The organism is Paraburkholderia acidisoli, from assembly GCF_009789675.1.
GTDB lineage: Bacteria > Pseudomonadota > Gammaproteobacteria > Burkholderiales > Burkholderiaceae > Paraburkholderia > Paraburkholderia acidisoli.
This window is the reverse complement of sequence record NZ_CP046914.1, coordinates 1,551,187-1,577,431: the sequence shown is the minus strand read 5'-3', so window position 1 is coordinate 1,577,431 and position 26,245 is coordinate 1,551,187. Positions and strand designations below refer to the sequence as shown.

Here is a 26,245-nt window from a genome sequence, read left to right as displayed (position 1 = left end):
TGAAGCGCAAGGATCGTTTACATTCGATGGCGGGTCTGACAGACCCGACCAGGTACGACCTGGAAATGCAGCCCTGAATCAGCCGTTCAAACCAATTCAATAGGGGTAGTCATGCGTTCCACGATCAGCAAGCTCACTCTCGCCGCGGCCACCGCCGCTTTCCTGCTCGGCGCCGCCGCGCCGTCGTTCGCGCAAACGGACGCCAGCGCGCCGGGCGCCGCCGACACCGCCGCTTCGCAGCCGCTCACCAAGGCGCAGAAGAAAGCGCAGGCCAAGGCGGCGCGCAAAGCCGACCGCAAGGCGGCCCGCGCGAAGAACCGCGCCGAGCTGAAGAAGCTCGAAGACAACGGCTATCAGCCCGCGCAGAACGACCCGAACTACCCGCAGAACCTGCAGAACGCGCAAAAGAAGGCCAACGCCGCCGCTGGCGCGAGCCAGTAACGCGCGCGGCGTGCGCCAACTTTCGAGCGCGCACGCCCCGCTGCAAGCCTGGACGATTCCCCCGCGTCCGACGCACGCCGCTGCGCCGGACGCTTCTTTTTGGGCGCGCGGTTTTTCACAGGGTTTGCGCAGATCGCCGCCGCTTTTCGCCAGCACAGCCGCGCATTCCACGCCCGCGCGTGCCGCACGGACACGCGCAACGCTTCGTCCGACGAATGGCAGTACCATCCGCGAAGCGAACGGCTCGCGCGTTCGCGCCAGGCCGGAGCGTCCCAAGGCCACCCGCATGATTCCCGTCTCGCGCGCTGCCGCCTGGGCACCGCGCTCGAGCACGCGGACCCACAGGAGCCGCTGATGCAAGTGTCCATCGACGACGCGCGCCGTTTCGCCACGGCCGCGCTCACGAAACTCTCGGTGCCCGAGGACATTGCCGCCGACGTCGCCGATCACCTGATCGAATCGGACCGCGCGGGCTACGCGAGCCACGGTTTGTCGATCCTGCCGAACTACCGCCGCGTGATGGCCGAGGGCTTCGTGGTCGCCGACGGCCGCGCCGAACTCGCCGTCGATCGCGGCAGCCTGATCGCCTTCGACGGCCACAGCGGCTTCGGCCAGCATGTCGGCAAGGTCGTGGTCGAGCACGCCATCGCGCGCGCCCGCGAACACGGGCAATGCATCGTCACGCTGCGCAACAGCCATCATCTCGGCCGCATGGGTCATTACGGCGAGATGGTCGCCGCGCAAGGCTACGTGCTGCTCGCGTTCACCAACGTCACCAACCGTCCGCCGATGGTGGCGCCGTTCGGCGGCCGCGCGCCGCGCCTCACGACCAATCCGCTGTGCTTCGCGGGACCGTTGCCGGGCGGCCGGGCGCCGTTCGTCGTCGATATCGCCACCAGCGCGATCGCCATGAACAAGGCACGCGTGCTCGCCGAAAACGGTCAGACCGCACCGGCCAACGCGCTGATCGACGCGCACGGCGAGCCCACGACCGACCCGAACGCGCTGTTCACCGACCCGCCCGGCGCGCTGCTGCCGTTCGGCGCGCACAAGGGTTACGCGCTCGCGCTGGTGGCCGAACTGCTCGCGGGCGTGCTCTCGGGCGGCGGCACCATCCACGAAAAGAATCCGGCCAACGGCGTGGCCACCAATAATCTGTTCGCGCTCGTGCTCGATCCGCAGGTCGATTTCAACGCCACGTGGCGCTCGCAGGAAGTCGAGAACTTCCTGAACTATCTGCTCAGTTGCCCACCGCAGGACCCGCAACATCCCGTGCAATACCCCGGCCAGTACGAAGCCGAAAACCGCGCGCGCCACGAACGCACGATCGACTTGCCCGACTCCGTGAAAAAGCCGTTCGCCGATCTCGCGAGCGAATTGCATATCGCGCCACTGAGCGCATGAGGTGACGCGGCACGGCGCACCACGCGCATGAAAAAAACCGCGCGGTCTGACGACTCGCGCGGTTTTTTCTATCGGCGAAAAGCGGCCAGAAAGCCGCAAAAAGCGAGTTACACGGCCACCGCGCCCACGTAGTTCTCGGCCATCGCCGTGGCGGCGGCGCGCGAGGTGGTGACGTGCTCCAGTTCCGCGACTTGCAGGCGCTGCTCGAACGGCGAGGCGTCGTCGAGACGGTGCATCATGCGCGTCATCCAGTACGAGAAATGCTCGGCGCGCCAGATGCGGCGCAGCGCCGTTTCCGTGTAGGCGTCCAGCAGATCGGTGCGATCTTCCTTGTAGAACGCCACGAGCGCCGCCGTGAGAATGCGCACGTCCGACACGGCGAGATTGAGGCCCTTCGCGCCGGTGGGCGGCACGATATGCGCGGCGTCGCCCGCGAGGAAGAGGCGCCCGTGCTGCATCGTCGCCGAAACGAAGCTGCGCATGCCGACGATATTCTTCTGGAAAATGCGCCCTTCCACCACGTGGTGCCCGTCGTGCGAATCCACGCGCGCGTGCAGTTCGGACCAGATGCGGTCGTCGGACCAGTTGTCGACATGATCTTTCGGATCGCACTGGAAATACATGCGCTGCACGTTAGGCGAGCGCGTGCTGACGAGCGCGAAGCCGCGTTCGTGGCGCGCGTAGATCAGTTCGTCCGACGAAGGCGGCGCTTCCACCAGAATGCCGAACCAGCCGAACGGGAACACGCGCTCGTAGTCCTGGCGCAGCGCGGCCGGAATCGCGGCGCGCGAGACGCCTTGCGAGCCGTCGCAGCCGATCACGTAATCGCAGTGCAGTTCGTGCTGCGCGCCGTCGTGCTCGAAGCGGATGGAAGGCGCGTTGGTGTCGATGCCGTGCACCGAGGTGTTCGAGACGTTGAAGAACAGCTTGCCGCCGGCCGCCACGCGCGCGGCCACGAGGTCCTTGAGCACTTCGTGCTGCGCGTAGACCGTGATCGCCTTGCCCGTGAGGCCCGTGAGATCGATACGGCGGCGCTTGCCTTCGAACGCGAGTTCGAAACCGTGATGCAGCGCGCCTTCGGCCTGCATGCGCGCGCCCACGCCCGCTTCGGTGAGTGTGTCCATGGTGCCTTGCTCGAGCACGCCGGCGCGGATCGTCGATTCGATCTGCTCGCGGCTGCGCATTTCGAGCACGACCGAGTCGATGCCGCGCAGATGCAGAAGATGGGAAAGAAGCAGGCCCGCGGGCCCGGCGCCGATGATGCCAACCTGGGTGCGCATGTGATGTCTCCTATGCGGCGTTGCTTGTAGAAATTGATTTTTCGCAAGTGTCGCCGCGCGCAGCGATATCGCGCAACGCGATATCGAGAATAGGCACTATCCATTTTTCGAATAGTGCTCGGCCGGAGGTTTGACCGCCTTCTTCGCCCGATCAAACGTCTGCGGAATGAAATTTGCTGCTATGCAGCGTTTTTCGCCCGCTCAGCGCACCGCGCTTGCTGCTGCTTGCTGCCGCTCGCTGCCGTGCCTACCGCCGCTACGCCCCCGCTCCTCCCATTCCAGAAAAATCCATGCACCTGCCACCGCTTCACTTCCGCTCCCGCTTCCGTCTCGCCACGCTTTCCGCCGCCATGTCCACGGCGCTCACCGTGGCCTGCGCGCTGCCCGCCGCCGCCCTCGCGCAAGCCGCGCCGGCGGCGCCCACCGCCAGCAGCCCGACCGTCAACGCGCAACCCACGCACGATTTACACGCGAGCGCGCCGCAGCCCGACCAGTTGCCCAAAGCGCCGATCCGCCCGGCCACGCCCGCCGACCTCTACGGCCGCCTCTATCACGACGTCGAACTCGCGCAGGTCTTCCCGGACAGCAAGACCTTCGCCGACATGCTGCCCACGGCGCGCCCCGCGCAGATCACGGCCGCCTACGACCGCTGGCGCCAGAAGCACGCGAGCGACGCTGACGCCGCCGCGCACAAGGCCGCGCTCACCGAATTCGTGAACCAGTACTTCAAGGCGCCGCCCACCACCGAAGACCACTATGTCTCCGACCCGAACCAGGACGTCACGAGCCATATCGACACGCTCTGGAACGTGCTCACGCGCCAGCCCGACGCCACGCCCGACGCGCAGTCGTATTCGTCGCTGCTGCCGCTGCCGCATCCGTACGTCGTGCCGGGCGGCCGCTTCAACGAGATCTATTACTGGGACTCGTACTTCATCATGCTCGGCCTCGAAGCGAGCGGCCGTCACGAACTCACGCTCGACGAGCTGAACAATTTCGCCACGCTGATCGACCGTTACGGCCATATCGCCAACGGCAATCGCACCTATTACCTGAGCCGCTCGCAGCCGCCGTTCTTCGCGCAGATGGTGAGTCTCGTGGCGGAAAAGGACGGCGACGACGTGTATCTGCGCTATCTGCCGCAACTGCGCAAGGAATACGACTACTGGATGGCGGGCGCGCAGACGCTCAAGCCCGGCCACGCCACGCGCCACGTCGTGCGCCTGCCCGACGGCACGCTGCTCAACCGCTACTGGGACGCGCGCAACCGGCCGCGCGACGAGTCGTATCGCGAGGACATCCTCACGGCGCGCAGCGTGCCGCAGCGCGACGCCTCGGACCTCTGGCGCAACCTGCGCGCGGGCGCGGAAACGGGCTGGGATTACAGCTCGCGCTGGCTCGCCGACGGCCGCACGCTCTCGACCATCGACGTGACCTCGCTCGCGCCCGTCGACCTGAATTCGTTGATGGCGATCCTCGAAACCACGCTCGCCAAGGCCTACGGCATTCAGGGCAACGCGCGCGAGGCGGCGCTCATGACGAAGCGCGCGCAACAGCGCAGCGAGGCGATCGACCGCGTGCTGTGGGACCCGCAGCTGCACGCGTTCGGCGACTACGACTTCGTGCATCACACGCTCACGCACCGCTTGACGGCGGCGACGCTGTATCCGCTCTACGCGGGCGTGGCGAAGCGCCAGCAGGCGCAGGACGTGGCCGCCGCCGTGCGCGCGGGCCTGCTGCGCCCCGGCGGCCTCGCCACGACCCAGGTCGCGACCGGCCAGCAATGGGACGAGCCGAACGGCTGGGCGCCGCTGCAGTACATCGCGGTCGCGGGCCTGCGCCGCTACGGTCAGGACGATCTCGCGCAGGACATCGCCACGCGCTGGATCGCGACGAATCTCGCGTATTACCAGCGCACCCACAAGCTGGTCGAAAAGTACGACGTGAGCGCGGCGGCCACGAAGGCGTCGGCGGCGGGCGGCGGCGAATATCCGTTGCAGGACGGCTTCGGCTGGACCAACGGCGTGCTGCGCGTGCTGCTGCAGATGTATCCGCAAGCGGGCGCGGCGGCGGGCACGCAGGCGTCGGGCGCGGCGCCGGTCAGTGCGCCCGCGGCGCCGCGGCCGTAAGCGCCGCGCGTAAGCCACGGGCCGACCCCGCCCGGCGCACGCTTCACGCGCCGGGCGTACACTTTTTTGTCTAGTTGCCGAAAACTTTCGTGACATTGACGGAGCCGCCCATGCGCGAGGAAACCGCGTTCCTGTTCGACCTCGACGGCACGCTCGTCGACAGCGTCTATCAACACGTGCTCGCGTGGAAGGAGGCGCTCGACGCCGAGGGCATCGAGCTTTCGGTGTGGCGTATTCACCGGCGCATCGGCATGAGCGGCGGGCTGTTCATGAACCAGCTGCTGCGCGAAACCCACACGTCGATCTCGCCCGAGCGCATCGCGCGCTTGCAGCAGGAACACGCCGCGGCGTACCGGCGGCACGCGGCGCAGGTGCGGCCGCTGCCGGGCGCGCGGGCGCTGCTCGACGCGCTCACGGCCGCGCAGGTGCCGTGGGCGATCGCCACCAGCGGGCGCATGGAAACCGCCGCCGTGAACCTCGCCGCGCTGGGCGTCGATCCGGCCGTGACGACCGTCGTCACGCGCGACCAGGTGCGCCACGCGAAGCCCGACCCGGATCTGTTCGTGGCGGCGGCCCAGCGCCTGAACGTGCCGGTCGAGCGCAGCCTCGTGGTGGGCGACAGCGTCTGGGACATGCTGGCCGCGCAGCGCTGCCGGGCGCTCGGCATCGGCCTGCTCTCGGGCGGCTACGGCACCGAGGAACTCGAACGCGCGGGCGCGCTGCGCGTGTACGAAGATCCCGCCGATCTGCTCGACCATCTCGACGAAGTCTGCGCGCGCGATTGAGCGCGACTTCCCGCAAGAACCGCGCTCGCGGCCGCGAGGCACACGTCGCGCCGCGCTGAAAGCCGATCGCATGACTGCGGCGCGAAAATTGCTCATTCTTTTGGCGTGGGCTGCGTCCGTTGCGCCATCGGCGTATGCTGACAAAGCTTGACAGCGCAATTCCGACAAGTGTATCGACACGCCGATCGACCGCGTGGCGACACGCTCATTGACCCGTCGACACGTGACACGTCGACTTGTCGACCCGTTAGTCGGCCCATCAACTCGCGGTCTCACGCCTTCGCTGCGATGAACGCCTCCAACCCTGCACCCGGTTCCGAATCCGCGCCGCGCGTGACGGTGGTCGTGCTCACGCGCAATCACGTGCGGCAAACCGTCGATACCGTCGCGCGCCTGCTCGCGCTGGCCGAGTGTCCCGACGTGATCGTCGCCGACAACGGCTCGACCGACTCCACCGTGGGCCTGATCGCCGCGCTGTTTCCGCAAGTGCGCATCGTGCAGGCGCTGCGCGACCGCGGCCTCGCCGGCTTCAATCGCGCCATGCTGCTCGCGCGCACCGACTACGTGGCCTGCTGCGACGACAGCACCTGGTTCGTGCCGGGCGCCCTCGCGCGCGCGATCACGCTGCTCGACGCGAACCGCGACGTGGCGGTGCTCAACGCGCGCGTGGTCGGCGACGACGAACGCGAGATCCATCCCGCCTGCCTCATGCTCAACGCCACCTCGCCGGACACGGAGCATCACGTCGAGAGCCCCGCCGGCCCCGCGCTCGCGAGCTACATGGCGGGCGCGTGCGTGCTGCGCGCCAGCGTGTTCCGCGCGCTCGGCGGCTACGATGAACGGCTCTCGCACGGCGGCGCGGAAACGCTCGCGGCGCTCGACGTGCTCGCGGCGGGGCATCGCATCGTCTATTGCGAACAGGCGCTCGCGCACCGCGATCCGCTCTACCGCTGGTTCACGCGCGCCCAGCAATGCGCGCTCGCACGCAACGCCGCGTGGGTCGCATGGATGCGCCTGCCCGTGCGCGACGCGCTCGGGGCCACCGGCCGCGCGCTCGCCGTGTTCGCCCGCCAGCGCTCGCTCGGGCCCGCCGGTTTCGCGCTGTTGCGCGGCGCGTTCTGGACGCTGCGCCGCCGCCACGTCGTGCCGCCGCACGTCGTGCAACTCACGCGCCAGGTGCGCCGCGCGGAACGCCACGTGCGCGCCGGCATTCCCGCGATGGCCGAAAAGTACGACCGCTCGGGGCAACGCGCGTGGTAAGCTGCGGCGCCCGTCGTGCGCGTCCTCCGGTGCGTGGTAGCGCGCTGGCAACGCAGCGGAATCGACAGCAGGCGCGGCGCGCGCGGGCAGTGCAAACGAGAAGCCTCATTTCGAACCGAAGATCATGACGACGCCCGATTCCGGCATCGCCTTGCACGGCAGCCAACCGCCAACCCACTCCCCGCCGCCCGAAGGCCACAGCGGGCGCCGCTTCGAGGCGCTCGTCGAGCCCATCGAAGATTACGCCATCTTTCTGCTCGACAAGGAAGGCCGCGTCGTGAGCTGGAATCGCGGGGCCGCACGCATCAAGGGCTACGCGGCGCACGAGATCATCGGCGAGCATTTTTCCCGTTTTTATACCGACGAAGCCAACGCGCGCCGCTGGCCCGAGCACGAACTCGAACAGGCCGCGCTGCACGGCCGTTTCATGGACGAAGGCTGGCGCGTGCGCAAGGACGGCTCGATGTTCTGGGTTAACGTGGTGATCACCGCGCTACGCGAGCACGACGGCACGCTCGGCGGCTTCGCCAAAGTCACGCGCGACCTCACCGACGAGCGCCGCCAGGTCGAGGCGCTGCGGCTGTCCGAAGAACGCTTCCGCCTGCTGGTGGAAAGCGTGAGCGATTACGCCATCTTCATGCTCGACCCGGAAGGCCGCGTCGTGAGCTGGAACACGGGCGCGACGAACCTCAACGGCTACCGGCCCGCGGAAATCGTCGGCCAGCATTTTTCGGTGTTCTTCCCGCCCGAAGACATTTCCGCTGGCATTCCCGAGCGCGAATTGCGCCTCACGCGCGAGCGCGGCCGTTTCGTGACCGAAGGCTGGCGTGTGCGCAAGGACGGCTCGATGTTCTGGGGCGCCGTGACGCTCACGGCCGTGCGCGACGGGCACGGCCATCTCACGGGCTTCGCGAAGGTCACGCGCGACATGACCGAAAGCCGCCGCAACGACGAACTCGAGCATTCGAGCGAGCAGATGAAGCAGTTCCTCGCCATGCTCGCGCACGAACTGCGCAACCCGCTCGCGCCGGTGCGCAACGCCGTGGCCACCATGCGGCTGATGGAAAGCCCCAGCCCCGAGATCGAAAGCGCGCGCGAGATGATCGACCGCCAGATCACGCATCTCACGCGGCTCGTGGACGATCTGCTCGACGTGGGCCGCATCACCTCGGGCAAGATCGAACTGCGCGAAGCGCCGCTCGACGTGGCCGATGTGATCGCGCATGCGATCGCCGCCGCGCAACCGTTCACCGCCGCGCGCGCCCAGCGCGTGGAGGTGCGCCTGCCCGCCACGCCGCTCAGCATGACGGGCGATCACACGCGCCTCGTGCAGGTCGTGCAGAACCTGCTGCACAACGCCTCGAAATTCTCGCCCGACGCGAGCGTGATCGTCGTGGACGTGCAGGCGATTCCGCGCGCACTGCAAATCCAGGTGCGCGACGAAGGACGCGGCCTGCGCCCCGGCACGTTCGAAGCGATCTTCGGCTTGTTCAGCCAGGATCGCTCGATGCCCGGCCCCATCGAAAACGGCCTCGGTATCGGCCTGATGCTGTGCCGCTCGCTGGTCGAACTGCACGGCGGCACGATCTCGGCAACGAGCGACGGCCCCGGCACGGGCAGCACGTTCACCATTCGCCTGCCGTTCGCCCGGGCCGCCACGCATGCGCTGCCGGTCCGACTCACCGGCAGCGTGGCCGAACTCGCGGCGCTCGCGGAAAACGGCGTGCCCGCGCTGCGCGTGCTGATTGTGGACGACAACCGCGATTCCGCCGACAGCCTCGCGATGCTGCTCGAACTCAAGGGCCACGACGTGCGCGCCGCCTACAGCGCCGGGCAGGCGCGCGAAACGGTAAACGGCTTCACGCCCGACGCCGCGCTGATCGACATCGCCATGCCCGAGGTGGACGGCTACGCGACCTTGCGCGAGCTGCGCACCGTGGCCGCGCTCGGCAACACGCTGTTCGCCGCGATGACCGGTTTCGGCCAGGCCGCCGACGTCGAGCAAACGCGCGCGGCGGGCTTCGAGAAGCATCTGGTCAAGCCCGTCGACGTGGAATTGTTCGACGAAGTGCTCGCGCTCGCCGCCGCGCGGCGCCTGCCCTAACGCCGCGTCTCCTGGCGCCTCAGGGCATGACCGGCACGAACGGCCGGTAGTCGATTTCCGCGCCGCGCACCACGATCGCCGTCGACTCCGGCACCTCGGCCCACGCCTCGGGCAAATCGACGATCGGCTCCGAGACGATCAGATAGGCGTCGTCGCCCACGGCCGCGATGCGCGGGTCGTCGGGATACAGCTCGTGCAAATGACGAAACGAGGTGCTGTGATAGAGCGAGCGCGAGTTGCGCTCGGTCGAGTAACGCACCGCCACGAGTTGCTCGCCGTCGCTCGCGCACACGGTCATGTTCAGCGCGGGCTCGATGCCGTGCTTCTGCGCCACCGCTTCGACGAAACCCGCCATGCGCTCCAGCCCTTTCACGGGATCGGCCTCGAGCCCGAACGTCATCGCCAGATAGAACATGGCCTCGGAGTCGGTCGAGCCTTCGAGCGCGTTGAAGCGGCCCGGGTCGATCGCCACCAGCAACTCGCGCCGCATCAGCGGAAAGCCCTGGATCAGCCCGTTGTGCGCGAACATCCAGCGCCGGTGCCGGAACGGATGGCAGTTGGTTTCCTGCACAGGCGTATGCGTGGCCGCGCGCACGTGGGCGAGAAACATGGGCGCGGTCACGGCGCGCGCGAGTTCGCGCAGATTGCGGTCGTTCCACGCCGGATGCACGCTGCGGTAGCGGTACGGAATGTCGTGCGGATGCTGATACCAGCCGAGCCCGAAGCCGTCGCCGTTCGTGGTGGTCGCGCCCTTGGTGGAATGCAGGCTCTGGTCGATCAGCGAATGGCGCGCGCGAAACAGCACGGTTTCGAGCGGCACGGCGTTGCCCGTGTAAGCGAGCCAGCGGCACATGGCGAACTCCTTCGTAGCAAAGTGATGGCAGCAAGTAATGGCATGCAGGCGCTTTCGGCGCTGTCTCGCACCCGCTGGCGCCCCCCGCACCTCAAGGCGCGGCGTTGCGCAGGTCGGCGATTGGCGTGAGAAAGCCGGTCAGGCCCGTGAGTATGATCTGCACGCCGATACACAGCAGCAGAAACGACGAAATGCGCATGGCCACGCGCGTGCCTTCCACGCCCAGATAATTCGCGAGACGCGCCGCGCGGCTGTACACGTAATAGATCACCACCATCACGAGCGCCGAAATCACGATCGACGCGAAACTCGACAGCAGCCACGCCGAGAGCTTGTGCGTGCGGTTCGCGTTGAGCGCGATGGCCGTGGCGATCGAGCCGGGGCCCGTGGTGAGCGGAATCGTCAGCGGGAAAAACGCGTTGCCGGGCGGCGCGGGCGCGCGCGCGGGATTGCCTTCGGTATCGACGATGGCGGTGTCGGCGAGCGCCACGTCGTCCATCGCGGGGCGCGGTTCCGGCTCGGGCGCGTTGAGCATCTGCCAGCCGCTCACGGCCACGGCGAGGCCGCCGCCGATACGCAGCGCTTCCATGGAAATGCCGAAGAAATGCAGCACGGGCGTGCCGACGAAGAACGCCGCGAGCAGCACGAAGAACGCGTTGATGGCCACGCTCTTGGCGAGCAGGCGGCGCTGTTCGTCGCTGAGCGTGGAGGTGCGGTCGAGAAAGACAAAGGCAATGCCGATGGGATTGATGATGCTGATGAGTCCGGTGAACCCGAACAGGATGTCTGAAATGAGGCTTTCGATCATGGAGGCGTTTCCGATGTGAGCCCGCGCGCGACCGATCAGGATCGACCTGCAAACCGAGGTGCGGATCGACAAGGATCACAGCGCGGATCGCGGCGGGAATCGAGGCTGCGAGAAGTGTAACTGGATCGGCTCGCGGCATGAATGAACGGCGTCATTCCGGCGCGGCGCACCATCGCGGCAGCCTTCGCTCGCGGGCCCGCGGCGGGCCCCGATGTACCGCAACGCAGCATGGTTTCAGGCGGCTCTTCGATAATTTTGGCTTCTTTACGGGGCGCGTTCGCGAGCATAGAGTGGATTGCCTCGCACCCAGGCGCGACGTTTGTTTTCTTCTCATACGAAAGAGGAGTTGCCATGTCACTGAGGTTGCTCGCTGCCCTGCCCTTCATCGGCATCCTGCTCGGCGTACCGTTCGTCAACCGCACCGAGCCCCTCGTGCTCTGCATGCCGCTGGTGTTGGCGTGGATCGTCCTGTGGGTCGTGCTGACCGCCGTCATCATGGGTCTGATCTATCGGCTCGACCCGACCAACCGCCTGCCGCTCGACACCGCAGAAGAGGTGCGTTCATGAGCGCGCTCGTCATCATCGTCGCCATTACGCTGGTCGCGCTCGGGCTGGGCATGCGCGCGCGGCGCGGCCACGACATGAATCTCGAACAATGGTCGGTGGGCGGGCGCAGCTTCGGCACCGCGTTCGTGTTCCTGCTGATGGCGGGCGAGATCTACACCACGTTCACCTTTCTCGGCGGCAGCGGCTTCGCGTACGGCAAGGGCGCGCCCACTTACTACATTCTCTGCTACGGCACGCTCGCCTACGTGCTGTCGTACTGGATGCTGCCGCCCATCTGGCGCTACGCGAAGCAGCATCGTCTGCTTTCGCAGCCGCATTTCTTCGCGAGCAAATATCACAGCCCGGCGCTCGGCGTGCTCGTCGCCTGCGTGGGCGTGCTCGCGCTGGTGCCGTATCTCGTGCTGCAACTGAAGGGCCTCGGCATCATCGTGACCACGGCCTCGTATGGCGCGGTGTCGTCCACGGCAGCGATCTGGATCGGCGCGGTGGTGGTCACGACCTACGTGATCGTTTCCGGCGTGCGCGGCTGCGCGTGGAATTCGGTCGTCAAGGACACGATGATTCTCGCCATCGCCGTGTTTCTGGGCATTTATCTGCCGATCCACCATTACGGCGGCATGAGCGAAATGTTCCGCGCCATCGACGCCGCCAAGCCCGGCTTCCTCACTTTCGCGCCCAAAGGCCAGAGCGTGGCGTGGTTTCAGTCCACCGTGCTGCTCACGGCGCTCGGCTTCTTCATGTGGCCGCACACGTTCGGCTCGGTGTACACTGCGAAGAACGACCGCATTTTCCGCCGCAACGCGATGATCCTGCCGCTGTACCAGCTGATCCTGCTGTTCGTGTTCTTCTGCGGATTCGCGGCCGTGCTGAAGGTGCCGGGCCTCAAGGGCGGCGACATCGACCTCTCGCTGTTCCGCCTTTCGCTGCAAACCTTCGACCCGTGGTTCGTGGGCGTGATCGGCGCGGCGGGCGTGCTCACCGCGCTCGTGCCCGGCTCGATGATCCTCACCACGGCTTCCACGCTGATCGCCAACGACATCTACCGCGGCGGCCTCATGAAGAACGCCGACGACGCCCGCGTGGCGCGTCTCGCCCGCTACTTCGTGCCGGTGATCGCGCTGGTGGCCGTGGCGTTCACGCTGCGCGGCGGCGACACCATCGTCGCGCTGCTGCTGATGGGCTACAACTTCGTCACGCAGCTGTTTCCGGCGCTCGTGTGCAGCCTCGCGGCGCGCAATCGCGTGACGAAGCAAGGCGCGTTCTGCGGCATTCTCGCGGGCGTGCTGGTGGTGGTCGTCATCACGCTGATGAAGCTGAGCGTCGCGCAACTGCTGCCGTTCGCGCCCGACGGCCTGAAGGACGTCAACATCGGCTTCCTCGCGCTGTTCGTCAACGTGATCGTGCTCGCGGCCGTGAGCCTCGTGACGCAGCCGCGCGCGCATGTCGACCGCGAACACGCGGGTGCGCACTGAATGGCTTGATTGACGCGCTTGACGTGACCTGAGCGTTTGCTTCGACATCCTGACCCAGCCGGCCGGATCGCTTCGCGGTGATCCGGCCGACGGGTTTTCAGGCCGCCTTGCGCGCTTCGGCAATGCGCTGCGGCGCCTCGGGGCGCGCGTAAAGCCGCTCCATATACGCCTGCAAACGCGGAAAACCGTCGAGCAGTTGCAACTCGTTGGCCCAGTCCATCAAGTACACGGTCACGCAGTCGGCCACCGAAAGCCGGTTGCCGACGATGAACTCGCGCCCTTCGAGGTGCGTGTCGAGAATCGCCGCCATCGTGACGAAGTCCTCGCGGGCGAGCGCGATGTCGGCGGGCAGGCGTTTTTCCGGCGGATACAGGATCATATGCCGCGTGATGCGCCACAACGGCTGCTCCAGCTCGGTCACGGCGAACATCGTCCAGCGGTACGCCTGCGCGCGATCTTCGAGGCTGTCGGGCAACAGCGCCTTCTCGGGATACTTCTCCGCGAGATACAGCACGATGGCCGCCGACTCGGGAATCACGCGGTCGCCGTCGATCAGCACGGGCACCTTACCCGCCGGATTGATACGCAGATATTCGGGCCGCTTGTGCTCGCCTTCGAGCAGATTGACCGAGACGTATTCGAAATCGGCATCCACTTCCTTGAGGCCCCAGAGCGCGCGTTGCGCGCGCGTGCCCGCAAATCCGTAAAGTCTCATGACGGCCTCCGCTCACGCGCCGGGAATGGCCAACACCGGCATGACCTCCACCGATTCGCCCGGAAACAGCGCGAAATGCGGGTGGTTTTCGAACAGCTTCGCGGCGGCTTCGGCCGACTCGGCGCGCAACACGGTGAAGCCCGTGAGCAGGTTCGTCGTATCGACGATACCGCGCTCGCTGATGGATTTCGTCTTGCCGAGCGGGCCGCCCATCTCCACGATCTGCGCCTTGTGACGCTCGACCCACGCATGCCACGCGGCAATGCCCTCCTTCTCCTTTGCGCGCCGCTCCGCTTCGGGCAGCGCCATCCACGCCTTCATGCGCGGGTTGTCTTTGCCGCCGAGAAATACCGCGAGAAACAAGGTCTGATCGCTCATGCGTCCTCCGTCCGATTCGTCAAAGGGAGCGGGCAACGGCCGTCGCCCGGCTTGCCTTGACACAATAGGTTGATATCAACACAATTGCAACATGGCACGCGAGAAAAACCTCCCTTTCGAGACCACGCTTCTGGTGCGCGATTGCTGCCTGTGTTTGCACATGCAGCGCGCGGCGCGCAATCTCGCGCGTATCTTCGACGAAGTCCTGCGCCCGCTCGATCTCACGAACGGGCAATTCTCGCTGCTGATGTCGCTGAACCGGCCCGAGCCGCCCACGATGAAAGACGTCGCGTCCTTGCTGGCAATGGATCGCACCACGCTCACCGCGGCGCTCAAGCCGCTGGAGCGGCGCGATCTGGTGGTGATCGAACCGGACCCCGAAGACAAGCGCAGCCGCCTGCTGAGTCTCACGCCCGCGGGGCATCGCCTGCTCGCGCAAGCGTTTCCGCTGTGGCAGCAAACGCACGAGGCCATCGAAAAACCGTTTGCCCCCGGCGAAGTGGACACCTTGCGCGCGCAGTTACGCGCGCTTTCCTGACGCGCGTTCGCGGCGTTAGCGTTTGGACGCGCCGTAGAGCGTCGAATCGGCGAAACCTTCTGCCGCGAGCACGCGGCCCACGAGAATCAGCGCCGTGCGCTCGATGTCGGTGGCCTGCACCTTCGCGGCGATATCGGCGAGCGTGCCTGTCACGCGTTCCTCGTCGGGCCAGCTCGCGCGATAGATCACGGCGACCGGACAATCGTCGCCGTAATGCGGCTTCAGTTCCTCCACGATGCGCGCGATATGCCGCACGCCCAGATGGATCGCCATGCTCGCCTTATGACGCGCGAGATCGCCGAGCGCCTCGCCCTCGGGCATCGCCGTTTTGGTCGCGTAGCGGGTGAGAATGAGCGTTTGCGAAATGCCGGGCAGCGTGAGTTCGGTGCCGAGCGCCGCCGCGCAGGCGGCCGTGGCTGTCACGCCGGGCACGATTTCATAAGGAATGCCGAGCAAACGCAGGCGCCGGATCTGCTCGCCGATCGCACCGTATAGCGAGGGGTCGCCCGAGTGCACGCGCGCGACGTCGAAGCCGTTGCGATGCGCGTCCGCGAGCAACGCGACGATTTCGTCGAGCGTGAGCGGCGCGGTATCCACCACTTTGTGCGCGCGATGACCGTCGAGCACGGCGGGCGGCACGAGCGAGCCCGCGTAGAGCAGCACGGGACACGTGCGCACGAGACGCTGGCCTTTCACGGTGATCAACTCGGGATCGCCCGGCCCCGCGCCGATAAAATAGACGGTCATGCTTCGGAACTCCGCGTTTGCGTGTGAAGTGGAATCGGCGTGGCGTGGAAATCGGCAAGCGCCCGCACGGCGTCTTGCGCCAACTCGAATTCGCGCTGCGCGGGCGGCAACGGCGGACGCCGCATCATCACCACGGGCAGCCGCATCTCGCGCGCGACGGCGAGTTTCGCTTCCGTCGCCGCGCCGCCGCTGTTCTTGCTGACGATCACGTCGATGCGCGCCGCCGCGAACAACGCGCGCTCGCCTTCGCGCGTGAACGGCCCGCGCGCGTCGATCACGCGGGCGTGCTCGTGACCCGCATGCGCGTCGAGGCAACGGATCGTCCAATGCTGATGCGCGGGGACTTCATGCAGATGCGCGAGCGGCTCGCGCCCGAGCGTGAACAGCGGCCGCGCGAACGCGTCGAGCGCGTGTGTCACGCCGTTCCAGCCGTCCACCTGGCGCCAGTCGTCGCCGGCCTGCGCTTGCCATGGCGCGCGCCGCAGCGCCCAATACGGCACGTGCGCGCTCGCGCACGCCTGCGCCGCGTTGGCGCTGATTTGCGCGGCGTACGGATGCGTGGCGTCGAAGACGAGCGCGATACGTTGATCGGCGAGATAACGCGCGAGGCCCGGCGCGCCGCCGAAACCGCCCACGCGTACCTCGCACGCGAGATCGGCGGGCACGCGGCCGAGGCCCGCGAGCGAATACACGTGCGGCGCGGCGAGCGTGCGCGCGATCGCGAGCGCGTCGCCGGTGCCGCCGAGCAGCAGGATGCGCGCCGTCATGGCTTCACGGCTTCGTAGAGCGTGACGGGCAGCGCCTGGCGCCACGTGTCGAAACGTCCGAGCGGTTCCGCCTCGCCGATACCGAGGCGCGTGAGCGTGCCGCCATGCTGCGCGCGCCACGTCACGAGCGCGGCTTCGCTTTGCACCGTGACCGCGTTCGCCACCAGCCTGCCGCCCGGCGCGAGCGCCGCCCAGCACGACTCGAGTACGCCCGGCACCGTCACGCCGCCGCCGATGAATACCGCGTCGGGCGTGGCCAGTCCGGCGAGCGCATCGGGCGCGCGGCCCGCGACGAGTTGCAGCCCCGGCACGCCGAGCGCCGCGCGATTGTGTTCGATGAAACGCTGACGTTCTGCGTTCGCCTCGATCGCGATCGCCCGACACGCGGCGTGCGCGCGCAGCCATTCGATGCCGATGGAGCCGCTACCCGCGCCCACGTCCCACAGCAGCGCGCCGGGCGTGGGCGCGAGGCGCGCGAGCGTGAGCGCGCGCACGTCGCGTTTCGTGAGCTGGCCGTCGTGCCGGTACGCCTCGTCGGGCAGGCCGGGCGTAAGCGTCCAGGCTTGCGCGACGGCGGGCGTCTCGCTCGCGCATTCGAACGCGACGAGATTGAGCGCCGCGACTTCGCCGGCATGCCAGGCATCGGCGCGGCCGTCGATACGGCGTTCGCACGGGCCGCCCAGATGCTCGAATACGGTCAGACGCGTTGCGCCGAAACCGGCTTCGGCGAGCAACGCGGCGAGCGCGGCGGGCGTGCGGCCGTCGGCGCTCAAGGCGAGCACGCGTGAACGCGCGTAGAGCTGGCGGCGCAACGCGTCGAGCGGACGGCCGACCAGCGAGACCATGGCCGTGTCCTGCAACGCCCAGCCGAGCCGGGCCGCCGCGAGCGAGAGCGACGAAGGCGCGGGCAGCACGCGCATTTCGCCGGGCGCGAGATGGCGCGCGAGCGTCGCGCCCACGCCGAACAGCATCGGGTCGCCGCTCGCGAGCACGCACACGCCGTGCTTCGCGTGGTTTTCCGCATCGGCATCGACATCGACATTCGCATCGGCGGCCGCATGGACATTGGCCTCGACATCGACATGCGCCGCGCGATACGCCAGCAACGCTGTGACGCTGAACGGCTGCGGCCACGCCTCGCGGCGCGCCCGCACGCGCGCGGGCAGCATCGCGAGATGCCGCGCGCCGCCCGTCACGATAGCCGCGTCGAACAGCGCGCGCCTTGCCTCGCGCGCGAGTCCCGCATATCCGTCGTCGCCAATGCCGATCACCGTCAGCCACGCCTTGCCCTGCATCCGCTCTCCGTTTTCGGGGTCGTGCCGCGCGCCCGCAAGCCGTTCGCTGGCCGGGACGCGCATGAAAACGGGCATAATACCGCTTCCGCCGGCGCCTTCAGGCTGAAAAGCGTGAAGGCTCAAAAGGGAACACAGCGAAGCTGTGGCCGCCCCCGCGACTGTGAGCAGCGAGACCGCATCCACCCGAGCCACTGGTTTTACCGGGAAGGCCGATGCGGTTCGCGACCTGCGAGCCAGGAGACCTGCCGGCCGAACCGTTGAACGTACCCATGCCGGGCGGGGTGTACCGCTGGGTGTTTTTGTAGCGCCGCCTGACGCACGCCCGTGCGCCGAAGCGACGCGTTTGCGCCATGCCCTTGAAGCCCGATTCCACACTCACGTCCGCCGCCGACGCCGCGATCCGCCCTTCCGCGTGTCCGGGCCTCGTGCGCGTGGTCGCCGCGCGCGACGGCGGCATTTGCCGCGTGCGCCTGCCCGGCGGCGTGCTGCGCGCGGCAGCCGCGCGCGCGCTCGCCGCGGCCGCGCTGACGCATGCGCGCGGCGTGCTCGAATTGACGAATCGCGCCAACGTGCAGATTCGCGGCGTGCGCGCGAGCGAAGAAGCGGCCTTGAGCGCGGCGCTGATCGCGGCGGGTCTCGGCCCTCATGGCCTCCATGGCGCCGATACCGCGAGCACGCGCGCGCAAACCTGCGTCGCCGACGAATTGCGCAACGTGATGCAAAGCCCGCTCGCGGGTCTCGATCCGCACGCGCACGACACCGCGCCACTGGCCGCCGCGCTCATCGACATGCTGCAGGGCGAGCCGCGTTTTGCCGCGCTCTCGCCGAAATTCGCGCTGCTGCTCGACGGCGGCGAACGCCTCGCGGAGCGCGCGCATCCGCACGACATCTGGCTCGCGGCGCTGCCGCGCGAGGCGGAAGATGCCGGGCAAGCGCACTATGCGCTGGGTCTCGCGGGCTGTCCGGGAGAGACGCCGCTCGGCACGCTGGCCGCGAGCGACATTTGCGCGACGGTGCGGGCGCTGCTGCACGCGTTCCTCGATTTCGCCGATAACGACAGCCGCATCCAGCGCATGCGCGACATCGCCGCGACGAATGCGATGAACGCTACAAACGCGATGGACGCGCTGCTCGAACGCGCGCGCGGGCATGCGGGTTTCGCGCTCGCGCCGTATCGCCGCGACGAAGCAACGCGCCCACGCGCCACCGCAACGAACGCGGCGCTACGCCTCGGCGCGCACGCGCTGCAGCCGGACGGCAGCGGCTACGTGGGCGCGCAACCGGCGCTCGGCCGCATCGAGGCGGCCACGCTGAACGCGCTCGCCACGCTCGCGCAAACGCACGGCGACGGCACGCTGCGCGTCACGCCGTGGCAAGGCCTGCTAATGCCGAACGTGAGCGCGCAGGCAATGCCCGCCGTGCTCGCCGCGTTCGACGCGCTCGGTCTCGTCGTCACGCGCGCGCATCCGCTCGCGCGGCTGATCGCCTGCGCGGGCTCGCCGGGCTGCGCGAAAAGCCACGCCGACACCAAAGCCGACGCGCACCGCCTCGCCGCCCTGCTGCCGCACGACGCCAACGCCGCCGAAGTCCACCTGAGCGGCTGCGAGCGCTCGTGCGCCGCCGCCCATCGCGCGACGTTCACGCTGCTTGCGTGCGCGCCCGGCCATTACGACCTTTACCGGCGTGACGATGTCGATGAGAAAGCCGCCCGCTTCGGCCGCCTCGTCGCGCCCAACCTGACGATCGAAGCCGCCGCGCCCCTGCTCGCGCGGCGCACCCGGAGCAACACCGATGTCTGATTACATCCGCGACGGCCAGGCGATTTATCGCGAGTCGTTCGCGACCATTCGCGCCGAAGCCGACCTCTCGCGCATTCCCGCCGACCTCGAAAAACTCGCCGTGCGCGTGATCCACGCCTGCGGCATGGTCGACGTGGCCGCCGACCTCGCGTTCTCCGCGCATGCGGGCGCCGCGGGCCGCGCCGCGCTCGCGAACGGCGCGCCCGTTCTCTGCGACGCGAAGATGGTCGCGTTCGGCGTCACGCGCGCGCGCCTGCCCGCCAACAACGCGGTGATCTGCACGCTCGACGATCCCGCCGTGCCCGCGCTCGCAAGCGAACTCGGCAACACGCGCTCGGCGGCGGCGCTCGAATTGTGGCGGCCGCATCTCGCCGGCAGCGTCGTCGCCATCGGCAATGCGCCCACGGCGCTGTTTCATCTGCTCGACATGATCGCGGCCGGCGCGCCGCGTCCCGCGTTGATCCTGGGCTTTCCCGTGGGCTTCATCGGCGCGGCGGAATCGAAGGCGCAACTCGCGGCGCAGAACCACGGCGTGCCGTTCGTGGTCGTGCACGGGCGGCGCGGCGGTTCCGCCATGGCCGCCGCCGCCGTGAACGCGCTCGCTTCGGAGACCGAATAAATGGCCCAGAAAGGTCGCCTGCATGGCATCGGCGTGGGTCCTGGCGACCCCGAACTGCTCACGCTCAAGGCCGTGCGCCTGCTGAAAGCCGCACCCGTGGTGGCGTATTTCGTCGCGAAGGGCAAGAAGGGCAACGCGTTCGGCATCGTGGAAGCGCATCTCGGCGAGCAGCAGGAGCAGTTGCCGCTCGTGTATCCCGTGACGACCGAAGCGCTCGAACCGCCGCTCTCGTACGAAGCGATCATCGCCGACTTCTACGACGGCGCCGCCGAAGTCGTCGCGCGCCATCTCGACGCCGGCCGCGACGTGGCCGTGATCTGCGAAGGCGATCCGTTCTTCTACGGCTCGTACATGTATCTGCATGACCGGCTCGCCGCGCGCTACGAAGCCGAAGTCGTGCCGGGCGTGTGCTCGATGCTGGGCGGCGCGGCCGTGCTCGGCGTGCCGCTCGTGTATCGCAACCAGAGTCTTTCGGTGCTTTCGGGCGTATTGCCCGAACACGAACTGCGCCGCCGTCTCGCCGACGCGGACGCCGCCGTCATCATGAAACTCGGCCGCAACTTCGAGAAAGTGCGCCGCGTGCTCGGCGACCTCGGACTCGCGCGGCGCGCGCTGTATGTCGAGCGCGCGACCATGGCGAATCAGCGCATCGTGCCGCTCGACGACGTCGATCCGATGGCGTCGCCGTACTTTTCCCTGCTCGTGGTGCCGGGGGCGAAATGGCAGGCGTAAGCGCGACGCCGCCCGCCATCATCGTGCTCGGGCCGGGCGCGCTGGCCACGGCGCAGCGCGTGAAAGCGCTCTATGAAGGCGCGCGGATTCACGCCCTGCAGGACCGCGTGAGCGGCGATGTCGCGTTCGCCGAACTCGGCGCGCATTTGCGCGACTGCTACACGCGCGGCCTGCCGATCATCGCGTTGTGCGCGGCCGGCATCGTGATTCGCTGCCTCGCGCCGCTGCTCGCGAACAAGGGCGCGGAGCCGCCCGTCCTCGCGCTCGCCGAGGACGGCAGCGCGGTCGTGCCGCTGCTCGGCGGTCTCACGGGTGTGAACGTGATGGCGCGCACGATTGGCGCGGCGCTCGCGGTCGCGCCCGCGATCACCACGAGCGGCGAATTGCGCTTCGGCACCTGCCTGCTCAATCCGCCCGCGGGCTATGCGCTCGCGAGTCTCGCGCAAGGCAAGCGCTTTGTTTCCGATCTGCTCGCGGGCGACCGCACGCGCATCGACGGCCATGCGCCCTGGCTCGACCACGTCGACCTGCCGCGCGACGCGCACGCGCGCCATGCGATACGCGTGAGCGCGCAGGCGTGGGACGGCAACCCCGCCGATCTCGTGATCCATCCGCGCAGCGTGATCGCGGCGCTAGGTGCCGTGGCCGTGCCAGACGCCACACTCGCGGCCACCGTCGAGCGCACGCTGCAAGCGCACGGCCTCGCCCGGCAGGCGCTCGCCGCAATCGTTGCGCCCGCAACGTTGATGGGCGATGCGTCGCTCGCGAACGCGGCCGCCGCGCTCGACGTGCCGCTGCGTTTTGTCGATGCCGATATCGATGGCGATATCGGCGCGGGGCTCGACACCGCGATCGCCGCCGGCCTCGCGCCAAACAAGGCAAACGAGGCAAACGTGCAACGCATCGCCGCGAACGACGCGGGCATCGCCCTGACCGTGGCCAGCGCGCCTGTCGATCCGCTCGCCATCGGCCGCGCGCGCGGCAAGCTCACGGTGATCGGCCTCGGTCCCGGTCGCGCCGATCTGCTCACGCCCGCCGCCCGCGCCGCGCTCGACGACGCCACCGATATCGTCGGTTACGCCACCTACGTGGAAATGGCAGGACCGTTGCGCGCGCAACAACGTCGCCATGCCACCGACAATCGCGAGGAGCTGCAGCGCGCGCGTCACGCGTTCGAGATGGCTTGCGAAGGGCGGCGCGTGGCCGTGGTGTCGTCCGGCGACCCGGGCGTGTTCGCCATGGCGGCCGCCGTGCTCGAAGCGCTCGAGGCCTCACAGGACCCGCGCTGGCATGCGGTGGAACTCGCGATCGTGCCGGGCGTTTCGGCCGCGCTCGCAACGGCCGCGCGCGTGGGCGCGCCGCTCGGCCACGACTTCTGCATGATCTCGCTCTCGGACAACCTCAAACCGTGGAGCGTGATCGAAACACGCCTGCTGCATGCTGCGCAGGCCGATCTCGTCATGGCGTTCTATAACCCGATCTCTCGCGCGCGCCCGTGGCAACTCGATCGCGCGCTCGACGTGATTCGCGGCGTGCGTTCGGGCGACACACGCGTGGTGCTCGGCCGCGACGTGGGGCGTCCCGCCGAAACGCTACGCGCGACCACACTCGGCGCGCTGCGTTCGAGCGACGTGGACATGCGCACGATGGTGATCGTGGGATCGTCGATGACGCGCGGTTTCAGGCGCGTGGGCGATGAACAGGGCGAGTGGATCTACACGCCGCGCTGGTATCCGCAAGACGATACGGCGACGTGAAAGCAGGGAGAGGTCTCGCGCCCGGCGCGCGGTGGGTACGACCCACGCGCCGGGCGCACGCGGCGATCAGCCTAGATCGCGCGTTTCCAACTCGACGGATTGTCCGCCGTTCTTTTCGAGCGCGCGGCGCGCAGCGCGTTCGATGGTGGGCCGATTGGCCTCGAACGCACTCAATAGCGAATGCGACGAGGTACCTTCGTTACCGCAGGAGTCGTTGAGTGCATCCAGCGACACGCTGCACCAGACCGCGCGATTGTCGACTTGCGCTTCGAACGCAACACGCGCGGCAGCCACCGTGTGACGGCGATTCGTAAATTCGATCCGCATCGTTGTCCTCCGTTAAGTTGGCGGATACATCTGGACCGGACGGCGCGCAGCCAGCCGGCACCTCCCACGAATTTAGCAAGCAACGGACCCGTGCGAGCCTGATGCTTACTGCCATTCGCGATTCCCCGAACTCGCGCCGAATGCAGAACGGCCCTTGAATATCAGGGCCGGAGGTTTTTTATAGCTGGAATGACTGCATGAGATTGCCTGAGTGACGCGAACGCCCATCGTCCCACATTGCGCGGACGACTGCATTAACGGTGTCACTATGATGTCAGCGCGCCGATTTGTCTTGCGGCGTCTCGTTCAGCGCAGTCAGTAATTTCTCCCGCATCCAGCGATGCGCGGGCGAACTGGCGTGGCGCTTGTGAAAGAACACGTTGAGCCGGTAAGGCGGCGCCGCGAACGGCGTGGCATGCAGCACGAGTGCCGTGGCGCTGGCGGCATCGGCGAACTGCAACGCCGCGCGCCTCGGCAAGGTAAGAAGCATGTCCGAATTCGCGACGATGAACGGCGCGGCCATCACGCTCGGCAATTGCACGGCCACGTCGCGCACATGGCCCTGTTCGAGCAACGCGGCGTCGATCACACTGCCCTCGCTGCTCCACGGCGTCACCACCACGTGACGCTCCGCGAGATAGTGCGCGAGTGAAAGTTTCTTCTTGATGCGCGGATGTTTCGCGCGCACCGCGACCACGTAGTCGTCGGCGAAACAATCGAGCGCGTCGAGTCCCGCGGGTCGTTCGGCGTCGTGCTCCGTGAAGCCGAGCGCGAATTGCACGCGGCCCGAAGCCAGTTCGTCGAGCGACTCGCGCTCGCTCGAATAAACCACGCGAATGCGCACGTGGGGCGCCGTGCGTTCGAGCGCGGCGATCAAACGCGGCAACACCGCGAACGCCGTGAAGTCGGTGGCCGCGAACACGAAGGTTTGCCGGCTCGTCGCGGCCTTGAACGGCCCTGCCTCGCCCAGGCTGCCCGTGAGCATCTGGAGCGCCTCGCGCACGCCGCTCGCCATGTGCCCGGCGCGCACCGTGGGCTGCATGGCGCTGCCGTAGCGCACGAACAACTCGTCGTCGAGCGCGCCGCGCAGCCGGGAAAGCGCGTGACTGCACGCGGACGCGCTCAGCGACAACTCGTTCGCGGCCGCGACAACGCTGCGGTGCCGGAACAGCGCATCGAAGACGAGCAGGAGATTCAGGTCGATGCGCCGCAATGTTTCGTGCATAACGTACAGCCTCGAATGAAAACAATGCAGTGCGTGCATTCTGCATCGCTTTTATCATGCTGTCTCGACCGATTCACATCCGCCTTCCGCTCATGACGCAACCCACTTTCCGCCCCGCCGTTCCCGCCGACACCGACCGCTGCTTCGCCATCGAAACCACCGCTTACGAAGGCGACGAGGCGGCCACGCATGCGAAGATCGCCACGCGCATCGCGGTGTATCCGCAAGGCTTTCTCGTGATGGAGCTGGACGGCGAACTCATTGGCTTCATCAACGGCGGCTGCGCGCACGAGGTGGTCATGTCCGACGAATCGTTCAAGGAACTCGTGGGCCACGATCCCGACGCGCCCAACGTCGTCATCATGTCGGTGGTGATCGACCCGGCGCAACAGGGCAACGGCTATGCCTCGACGATGATGCGGACCTTCGTCGCGCAGATGCGCGCGCTCGGCAAGCGGTCGATCCATCTCATGTGCAAGGACCGCCATGTCGCGCTGTACGAGCGCATGGGGTATCGCTACGTGCGGCCGTCTTCGTCGGATCACGGCGGCATGGCGTGGCACGAAATGGTGATGGACCTCTGAGCGGACCGCTGAACCGCGCGCCCGGCCGGGCTTTCGCGGCGCTTTCACGCAGGGCGCATGAAAATGGCGACTGAACTAAACTTCGCGCCGGGCTCGCCGTAAACGAGATAATCCCGCGAAGTAACGCCCGAAGCAGGGCCCGAAGTCAATCTCGCAGTAATGCCGTGTGACTCGTCCATCGCCACCATGACCCAGACCACCGCTATCGACGCCAACGCAGAAGCCGCCACCGACATCGCCCCCCTCACGCCCGACGCCGTGCCGCTCAACGAGCCGCTCGCATGGCCGGTCGTCGACCGCGACGGCACGCTGCTGCTCGAGCGCGCCGCCGTGATCGTCAACGAGGCGGAGCACAAGTTCCTGTTCCAGCACTTCGCGCCGTATCGCGGCGACCAGCCGGTGACCGAAGCCGCGGCCGAAACGGCGAAAGACAGCGCCAAACCGTCGAATGCCGCAGCATCGGCGGAAAGCGGCGCGGCGACCAACGCGCGCGACATGCACCTGACGATCGGCGCGTTGATGGGGCTGCGCCCGCAAATGGGCGCGAGCGGCGCGCCCATGCATCCGTGCCGCCTCATCGGCCTCGCGCCCAACGACGCCATGTTCGTCACCCTGCCCATCGCCGAAGGGCGCCCGGTGCCGATCACGCCCAGCGAGAACGTCGAGATCGTCGCCATTGCGAGCCAGGCCGTGTACCGCTTCGTGTGCACCGTGGAAGGGCTGTGCCAGACGCCGTTCGATTATCTCGTGCTCTCGAAGCCCGCCAACATTCGCCGTTTGCGCGAGCGTCGTTCGATTCGCGTGCGCGCGCAATTTCCGGTGCGTTACGGCATTGGCGAGGAAGGCGAGCAATACGACGGCGTGGCGATCGCGCGCGGCATCAGCGCGCTCGGTATTTCCGTGAGCGCGGCGTGGGCGTTGGGCAAGGTCGGCGAGCGTTTGCGCGTGGCCTTCGAGCTGCGTTCCGGCGGCGCGGTCACGTCCATCGCCACCACGGCCGTGGTCCGCAACGTGCAGACCGAGGCCGCCACGGGCAACGCCACGCTCGGCCTCGAGCTCGATCGCCTCACCCCCGCCGAGCAAATGGCGATGAAGGTCTACGTGTTCGATCGGCAAGACGACGTGCTGTATTGGACCGGCAGCGTGCGCTGATTTGCGCGTTGTTTTTACGTCGATCAGCGTGCTACGCGAGCAACGCGTGCGCGTCGAGATATTCGCCGTCCCACGCTTGCGCCAGCGCCTCGCAACGCCCCACTCGCACCGCGCCCGCTTCGCAGTCGATCACGCGCACATGATCGGCATGACGCGGCCGCGCGGGCCATTGCGTCACGCGGCCGTCGCTGAATAGCCAGAGATGCTGCGCGCGCGCCGGATCGCGGCGCCGCGCCGTGTCGAGCAACCGCGCGGCGCGCTGCACGCCCGCTTCGAGCGGCGTGCCGCCGCCACCGCCGATCGGCTCGATCCAGCGTTCGTTCCACCAGCGCGGCACCGCCGGGCCGAAGCGCCATTCCGCCCGCGCGCCGCCGAACGCGATCAACGCGACTTCCGCGCGTTCGGCGCGCGCGCGATCGAACAGTGCGATCAATAGCCCCTTGGCAAGCGCGAGTTGCCCGCGCGCGAGCATCGACGCGGAGCAATCGAGCACGAAGCAATGCAACG

At 67.9% G+C, this 26,245-nt stretch carries 26 protein-coding genes and 1 riboswitch; of the genes, 15 read left to right on the top strand and 11 right to left on the bottom strand.

Annotated features, from left to right (window positions below):
• Positions 1-111: 111 nt before the first annotated feature.
• Together FAZ98_RS21110 and FAZ98_RS21105 are read left to right on the top strand one after the other, a co-directional pair.
• Positions 112-441, top strand: a complete 330-nt coding sequence (locus FAZ98_RS21110; protein ID WP_158953446.1) for a DUF4148 domain-containing protein — start codon at positions 112-114, stop codon at positions 439-441.
• A gap of 354 nt (positions 442-795) precedes the next feature.
• Entirely contained in the window at positions 796-1,845 is a 1,050-nt protein-coding gene (locus tag FAZ98_RS21105; RefSeq protein WP_158953444.1) for an Ldh family oxidoreductase, read from the top strand.
• 107 nt (positions 1,846-1,952) lie between these two features.
• Here FAZ98_RS21105 and FAZ98_RS21100 read toward each other — a convergent pair whose 3' ends face one another.
• Positions 1,953-3,125 (bottom strand): 4-hydroxybenzoate 3-monooxygenase, encoded by a 1,173-nt coding sequence (locus FAZ98_RS21100; protein WP_158953442.1) that lies wholly within the window; start codon positions 3,123-3,125, stop codon positions 1,953-1,955.
• 290 nt (positions 3,126-3,415) lie between these two features.
• Here FAZ98_RS21100 and treF point away from each other — a divergent pair, with 290 nt between their 5' ends.
• The 4 genes from treF to FAZ98_RS21080 all read left to right on the top strand — a co-directional run bounded on the left by treF (position 3,416) and on the right by FAZ98_RS21080 (position 9,403).
• Positions 3,416-5,254 (top strand): alpha,alpha-trehalase TreF, encoded by a 1,839-nt coding sequence (gene treF, locus FAZ98_RS21095; protein WP_158953440.1) that lies wholly within the window; start codon positions 3,416-3,418, stop codon positions 5,252-5,254.
• A gap of 110 nt (positions 5,255-5,364) precedes the next feature.
• The gene (locus FAZ98_RS21090; RefSeq protein WP_158953437.1) at positions 5,365-6,039 is read left to right on the top strand and encodes an HAD family hydrolase; all 675 of its coding nucleotides are present in this window, start codon (positions 5,365-5,367) and stop codon (positions 6,037-6,039) included.
• A 288-nt stretch (positions 6,040-6,327) separates the two neighbouring features.
• Positions 6,328-7,299, top strand: a complete 972-nt coding sequence (locus FAZ98_RS21085) for a glycosyltransferase family 2 protein (RefSeq protein ID WP_158953435.1) — start codon at positions 6,328-6,330, stop codon at positions 7,297-7,299.
• A gap of 124 nt (positions 7,300-7,423) precedes the next feature.
• Positions 7,424-9,403, top strand: a complete 1,980-nt coding sequence (locus tag FAZ98_RS21080; RefSeq protein ID WP_158953433.1) for a PAS domain-containing hybrid sensor histidine kinase/response regulator — start codon at positions 7,424-7,426, stop codon at positions 9,401-9,403.
• A gap of 19 nt (positions 9,404-9,422) precedes the next feature.
• Here the strand turns inward: FAZ98_RS21080 and FAZ98_RS21075 are convergent, their stop codons facing one another.
• Together FAZ98_RS21075 and FAZ98_RS21070 are read right to left on the bottom strand one after the other, a co-directional pair.
• A complete protein-coding gene (locus FAZ98_RS21075; RefSeq protein ID WP_158953431.1) occupies positions 9,423-10,256 on the bottom strand; it encodes a class II glutamine amidotransferase in 834 nt (277 codons plus the stop codon).
• Positions 10,257-10,347: 91 nt separating this feature from the next.
• On the bottom strand, positions 10,348-11,064 hold the full coding sequence (locus FAZ98_RS21070) for a MarC family protein (protein WP_158953429.1): 717 nt from the start codon (positions 11,062-11,064) through the stop codon (positions 10,348-10,350).
• A 351-nt stretch (positions 11,065-11,415) separates the two neighbouring features.
• On the opposite strand from FAZ98_RS21070, the gene FAZ98_RS21065 reads away from it, so the two are divergent.
• Together FAZ98_RS21065 and FAZ98_RS21060 are read left to right on the top strand one after the other, a co-directional pair.
• Positions 11,416-11,631, top strand: coding sequence for a DUF3311 domain-containing protein (locus FAZ98_RS21065; RefSeq protein ID WP_158954108.1), 216 nt, complete (start codon positions 11,416-11,418; stop codon positions 11,629-11,631).
• Positions 11,628-13,103, top strand: coding sequence for a sodium:solute symporter family protein (locus tag FAZ98_RS21060; RefSeq protein ID WP_158953427.1), 1,476 nt, complete (start codon positions 11,628-11,630; stop codon positions 13,101-13,103). The genes FAZ98_RS21065 and FAZ98_RS21060 overlap by 4 nt, the downstream gene beginning before the upstream one ends.
• A 97-nt stretch (positions 13,104-13,200) precedes the next feature.
• Here FAZ98_RS21060 and FAZ98_RS21055 read toward each other — a convergent pair whose 3' ends face one another.
• Together FAZ98_RS21055 and FAZ98_RS21050 are read right to left on the bottom strand one after the other, a co-directional pair.
• Positions 13,201-13,818, bottom strand: a complete 618-nt coding sequence (locus tag FAZ98_RS21055; protein ID WP_158953425.1) for a glutathione S-transferase family protein — start codon at positions 13,816-13,818, stop codon at positions 13,201-13,203.
• 12 nt (positions 13,819-13,830) lie between these two features.
• The gene (locus FAZ98_RS21050; RefSeq protein WP_158953423.1) at positions 13,831-14,196 is read right to left on the bottom strand and encodes a YciI family protein; all 366 of its coding nucleotides are present in this window, start codon (positions 14,194-14,196) and stop codon (positions 13,831-13,833) included.
• A 91-nt stretch (positions 14,197-14,287) separates the two neighbouring features.
• On the opposite strand from FAZ98_RS21050, the gene FAZ98_RS21045 reads away from it, so the two are divergent.
• The gene (locus tag FAZ98_RS21045) at positions 14,288-14,734 is read left to right on the top strand and encodes a MarR family winged helix-turn-helix transcriptional regulator (protein WP_158953421.1); all 447 of its coding nucleotides are present in this window, start codon (positions 14,288-14,290) and stop codon (positions 14,732-14,734) included.
• 15 nt (positions 14,735-14,749) lie between these two features.
• Here FAZ98_RS21045 and cobM read toward each other — a convergent pair whose 3' ends face one another.
• From cobM to cbiE, 3 genes are read right to left on the bottom strand one after another with little or no spacing between them, the layout of a single operon-like run.
• Positions 14,750-15,481: a precorrin-4 C(11)-methyltransferase gene (gene cobM / locus FAZ98_RS21040; RefSeq protein ID WP_158953419.1), complete on the bottom strand. Its 732-nt coding sequence runs from the start codon at positions 15,479-15,481 to the stop codon at positions 14,750-14,752.
• Positions 15,478-16,248, bottom strand: a complete 771-nt coding sequence (locus FAZ98_RS21035) for a cobalt-precorrin-6A reductase (protein ID WP_158953417.1) — start codon at positions 16,246-16,248, stop codon at positions 15,478-15,480. The genes cobM and FAZ98_RS21035 overlap by 4 nt, the downstream gene beginning before the upstream one ends.
• A complete protein-coding gene (gene cbiE, locus FAZ98_RS21030; RefSeq protein WP_233272808.1) occupies positions 16,245-17,543 on the bottom strand; it encodes a precorrin-6y C5,15-methyltransferase (decarboxylating) subunit CbiE in 1,299 nt (432 codons plus the stop codon). The genes FAZ98_RS21035 and cbiE overlap by 4 nt, the downstream gene beginning before the upstream one ends.
• A gap of 72 nt (positions 17,544-17,615) precedes the next feature.
• Positions 17,616-17,807: riboswitch (cobalamin riboswitch) on the top strand.
• Between the two features lie 92 nt (positions 17,808-17,899).
• Between cbiE and cobG the strand changes: the two genes are divergently transcribed.
• From cobG to cobJ, 4 genes are read left to right on the top strand one after another with little or no spacing between them, the layout of a single operon-like run.
• Positions 17,900-19,342 carry a precorrin-3B synthase gene (gene cobG, locus FAZ98_RS21025; RefSeq protein ID WP_199272401.1) on the top strand — a complete coding sequence of 481 codons (1,443 nt, stop codon included), beginning with the start codon at positions 17,900-17,902 and terminating at the stop codon, positions 19,340-19,342.
• Positions 19,335-19,961, top strand: coding sequence for a precorrin-8X methylmutase (locus FAZ98_RS21020; RefSeq protein ID WP_158953411.1), 627 nt, complete (start codon positions 19,335-19,337; stop codon positions 19,959-19,961). Before cobG ends, FAZ98_RS21020 begins: the two co-directional genes overlap by 8 nt.
• Complete coding sequence (locus tag FAZ98_RS21015) at positions 19,962-20,693, top strand: precorrin-2 C(20)-methyltransferase (protein WP_158953409.1); 732 nt, start codon at positions 19,962-19,964, stop codon at positions 20,691-20,693.
• Positions 20,681-22,450 carry a precorrin-3B C(17)-methyltransferase gene (gene cobJ, locus FAZ98_RS21010; RefSeq protein ID WP_158953407.1) on the top strand — a complete coding sequence of 590 codons (1,770 nt, stop codon included), beginning with the start codon at positions 20,681-20,683 and terminating at the stop codon, positions 22,448-22,450. Before FAZ98_RS21015 ends, cobJ begins: the two co-directional genes overlap by 13 nt.
• A 66-nt stretch (positions 22,451-22,516) precedes the next feature.
• Here the strand turns inward: cobJ and FAZ98_RS21005 are convergent, their stop codons facing one another.
• Positions 22,517-22,777, bottom strand: a complete 261-nt coding sequence (locus FAZ98_RS21005; RefSeq protein ID WP_158953405.1) for a DUF1488 family protein — start codon at positions 22,775-22,777, stop codon at positions 22,517-22,519.
• 274 nt (positions 22,778-23,051) lie between these two features.
• The gene (locus FAZ98_RS21000; protein WP_158953403.1) at positions 23,052-24,002 is read right to left on the bottom strand and encodes a LysR family transcriptional regulator; all 951 of its coding nucleotides are present in this window, start codon (positions 24,000-24,002) and stop codon (positions 23,052-23,054) included.
• Positions 24,003-24,094: 92 nt separating this feature from the next.
• Between FAZ98_RS21000 and FAZ98_RS20995 the strand changes: the two genes are divergently transcribed.
• Together FAZ98_RS20995 and FAZ98_RS20990 are read left to right on the top strand one after the other, a co-directional pair.
• A complete protein-coding gene (locus FAZ98_RS20995; protein WP_158953401.1) occupies positions 24,095-24,586 on the top strand; it encodes a GNAT family N-acetyltransferase in 492 nt (163 codons plus the stop codon).
• A 186-nt stretch (positions 24,587-24,772) separates the two neighbouring features.
• Positions 24,773-25,738: a flagellar brake protein gene (locus FAZ98_RS20990; RefSeq protein ID WP_158953399.1), complete on the top strand. Its 966-nt coding sequence runs from the start codon at positions 24,773-24,775 to the stop codon at positions 25,736-25,738.
• A 31-nt stretch (positions 25,739-25,769) separates the two neighbouring features.
• On the opposite strand, the gene FAZ98_RS20985 is transcribed toward FAZ98_RS20990, so the two are convergent.
• Positions 25,770-26,231 (bottom strand): vWA domain-containing protein, encoded by a 462-nt coding sequence (locus tag FAZ98_RS20985; protein ID WP_407672089.1) that lies wholly within the window; start codon positions 26,229-26,231, stop codon positions 25,770-25,772.
• Between the last annotated feature and the right edge of the window lie 14 nt (positions 26,232-26,245).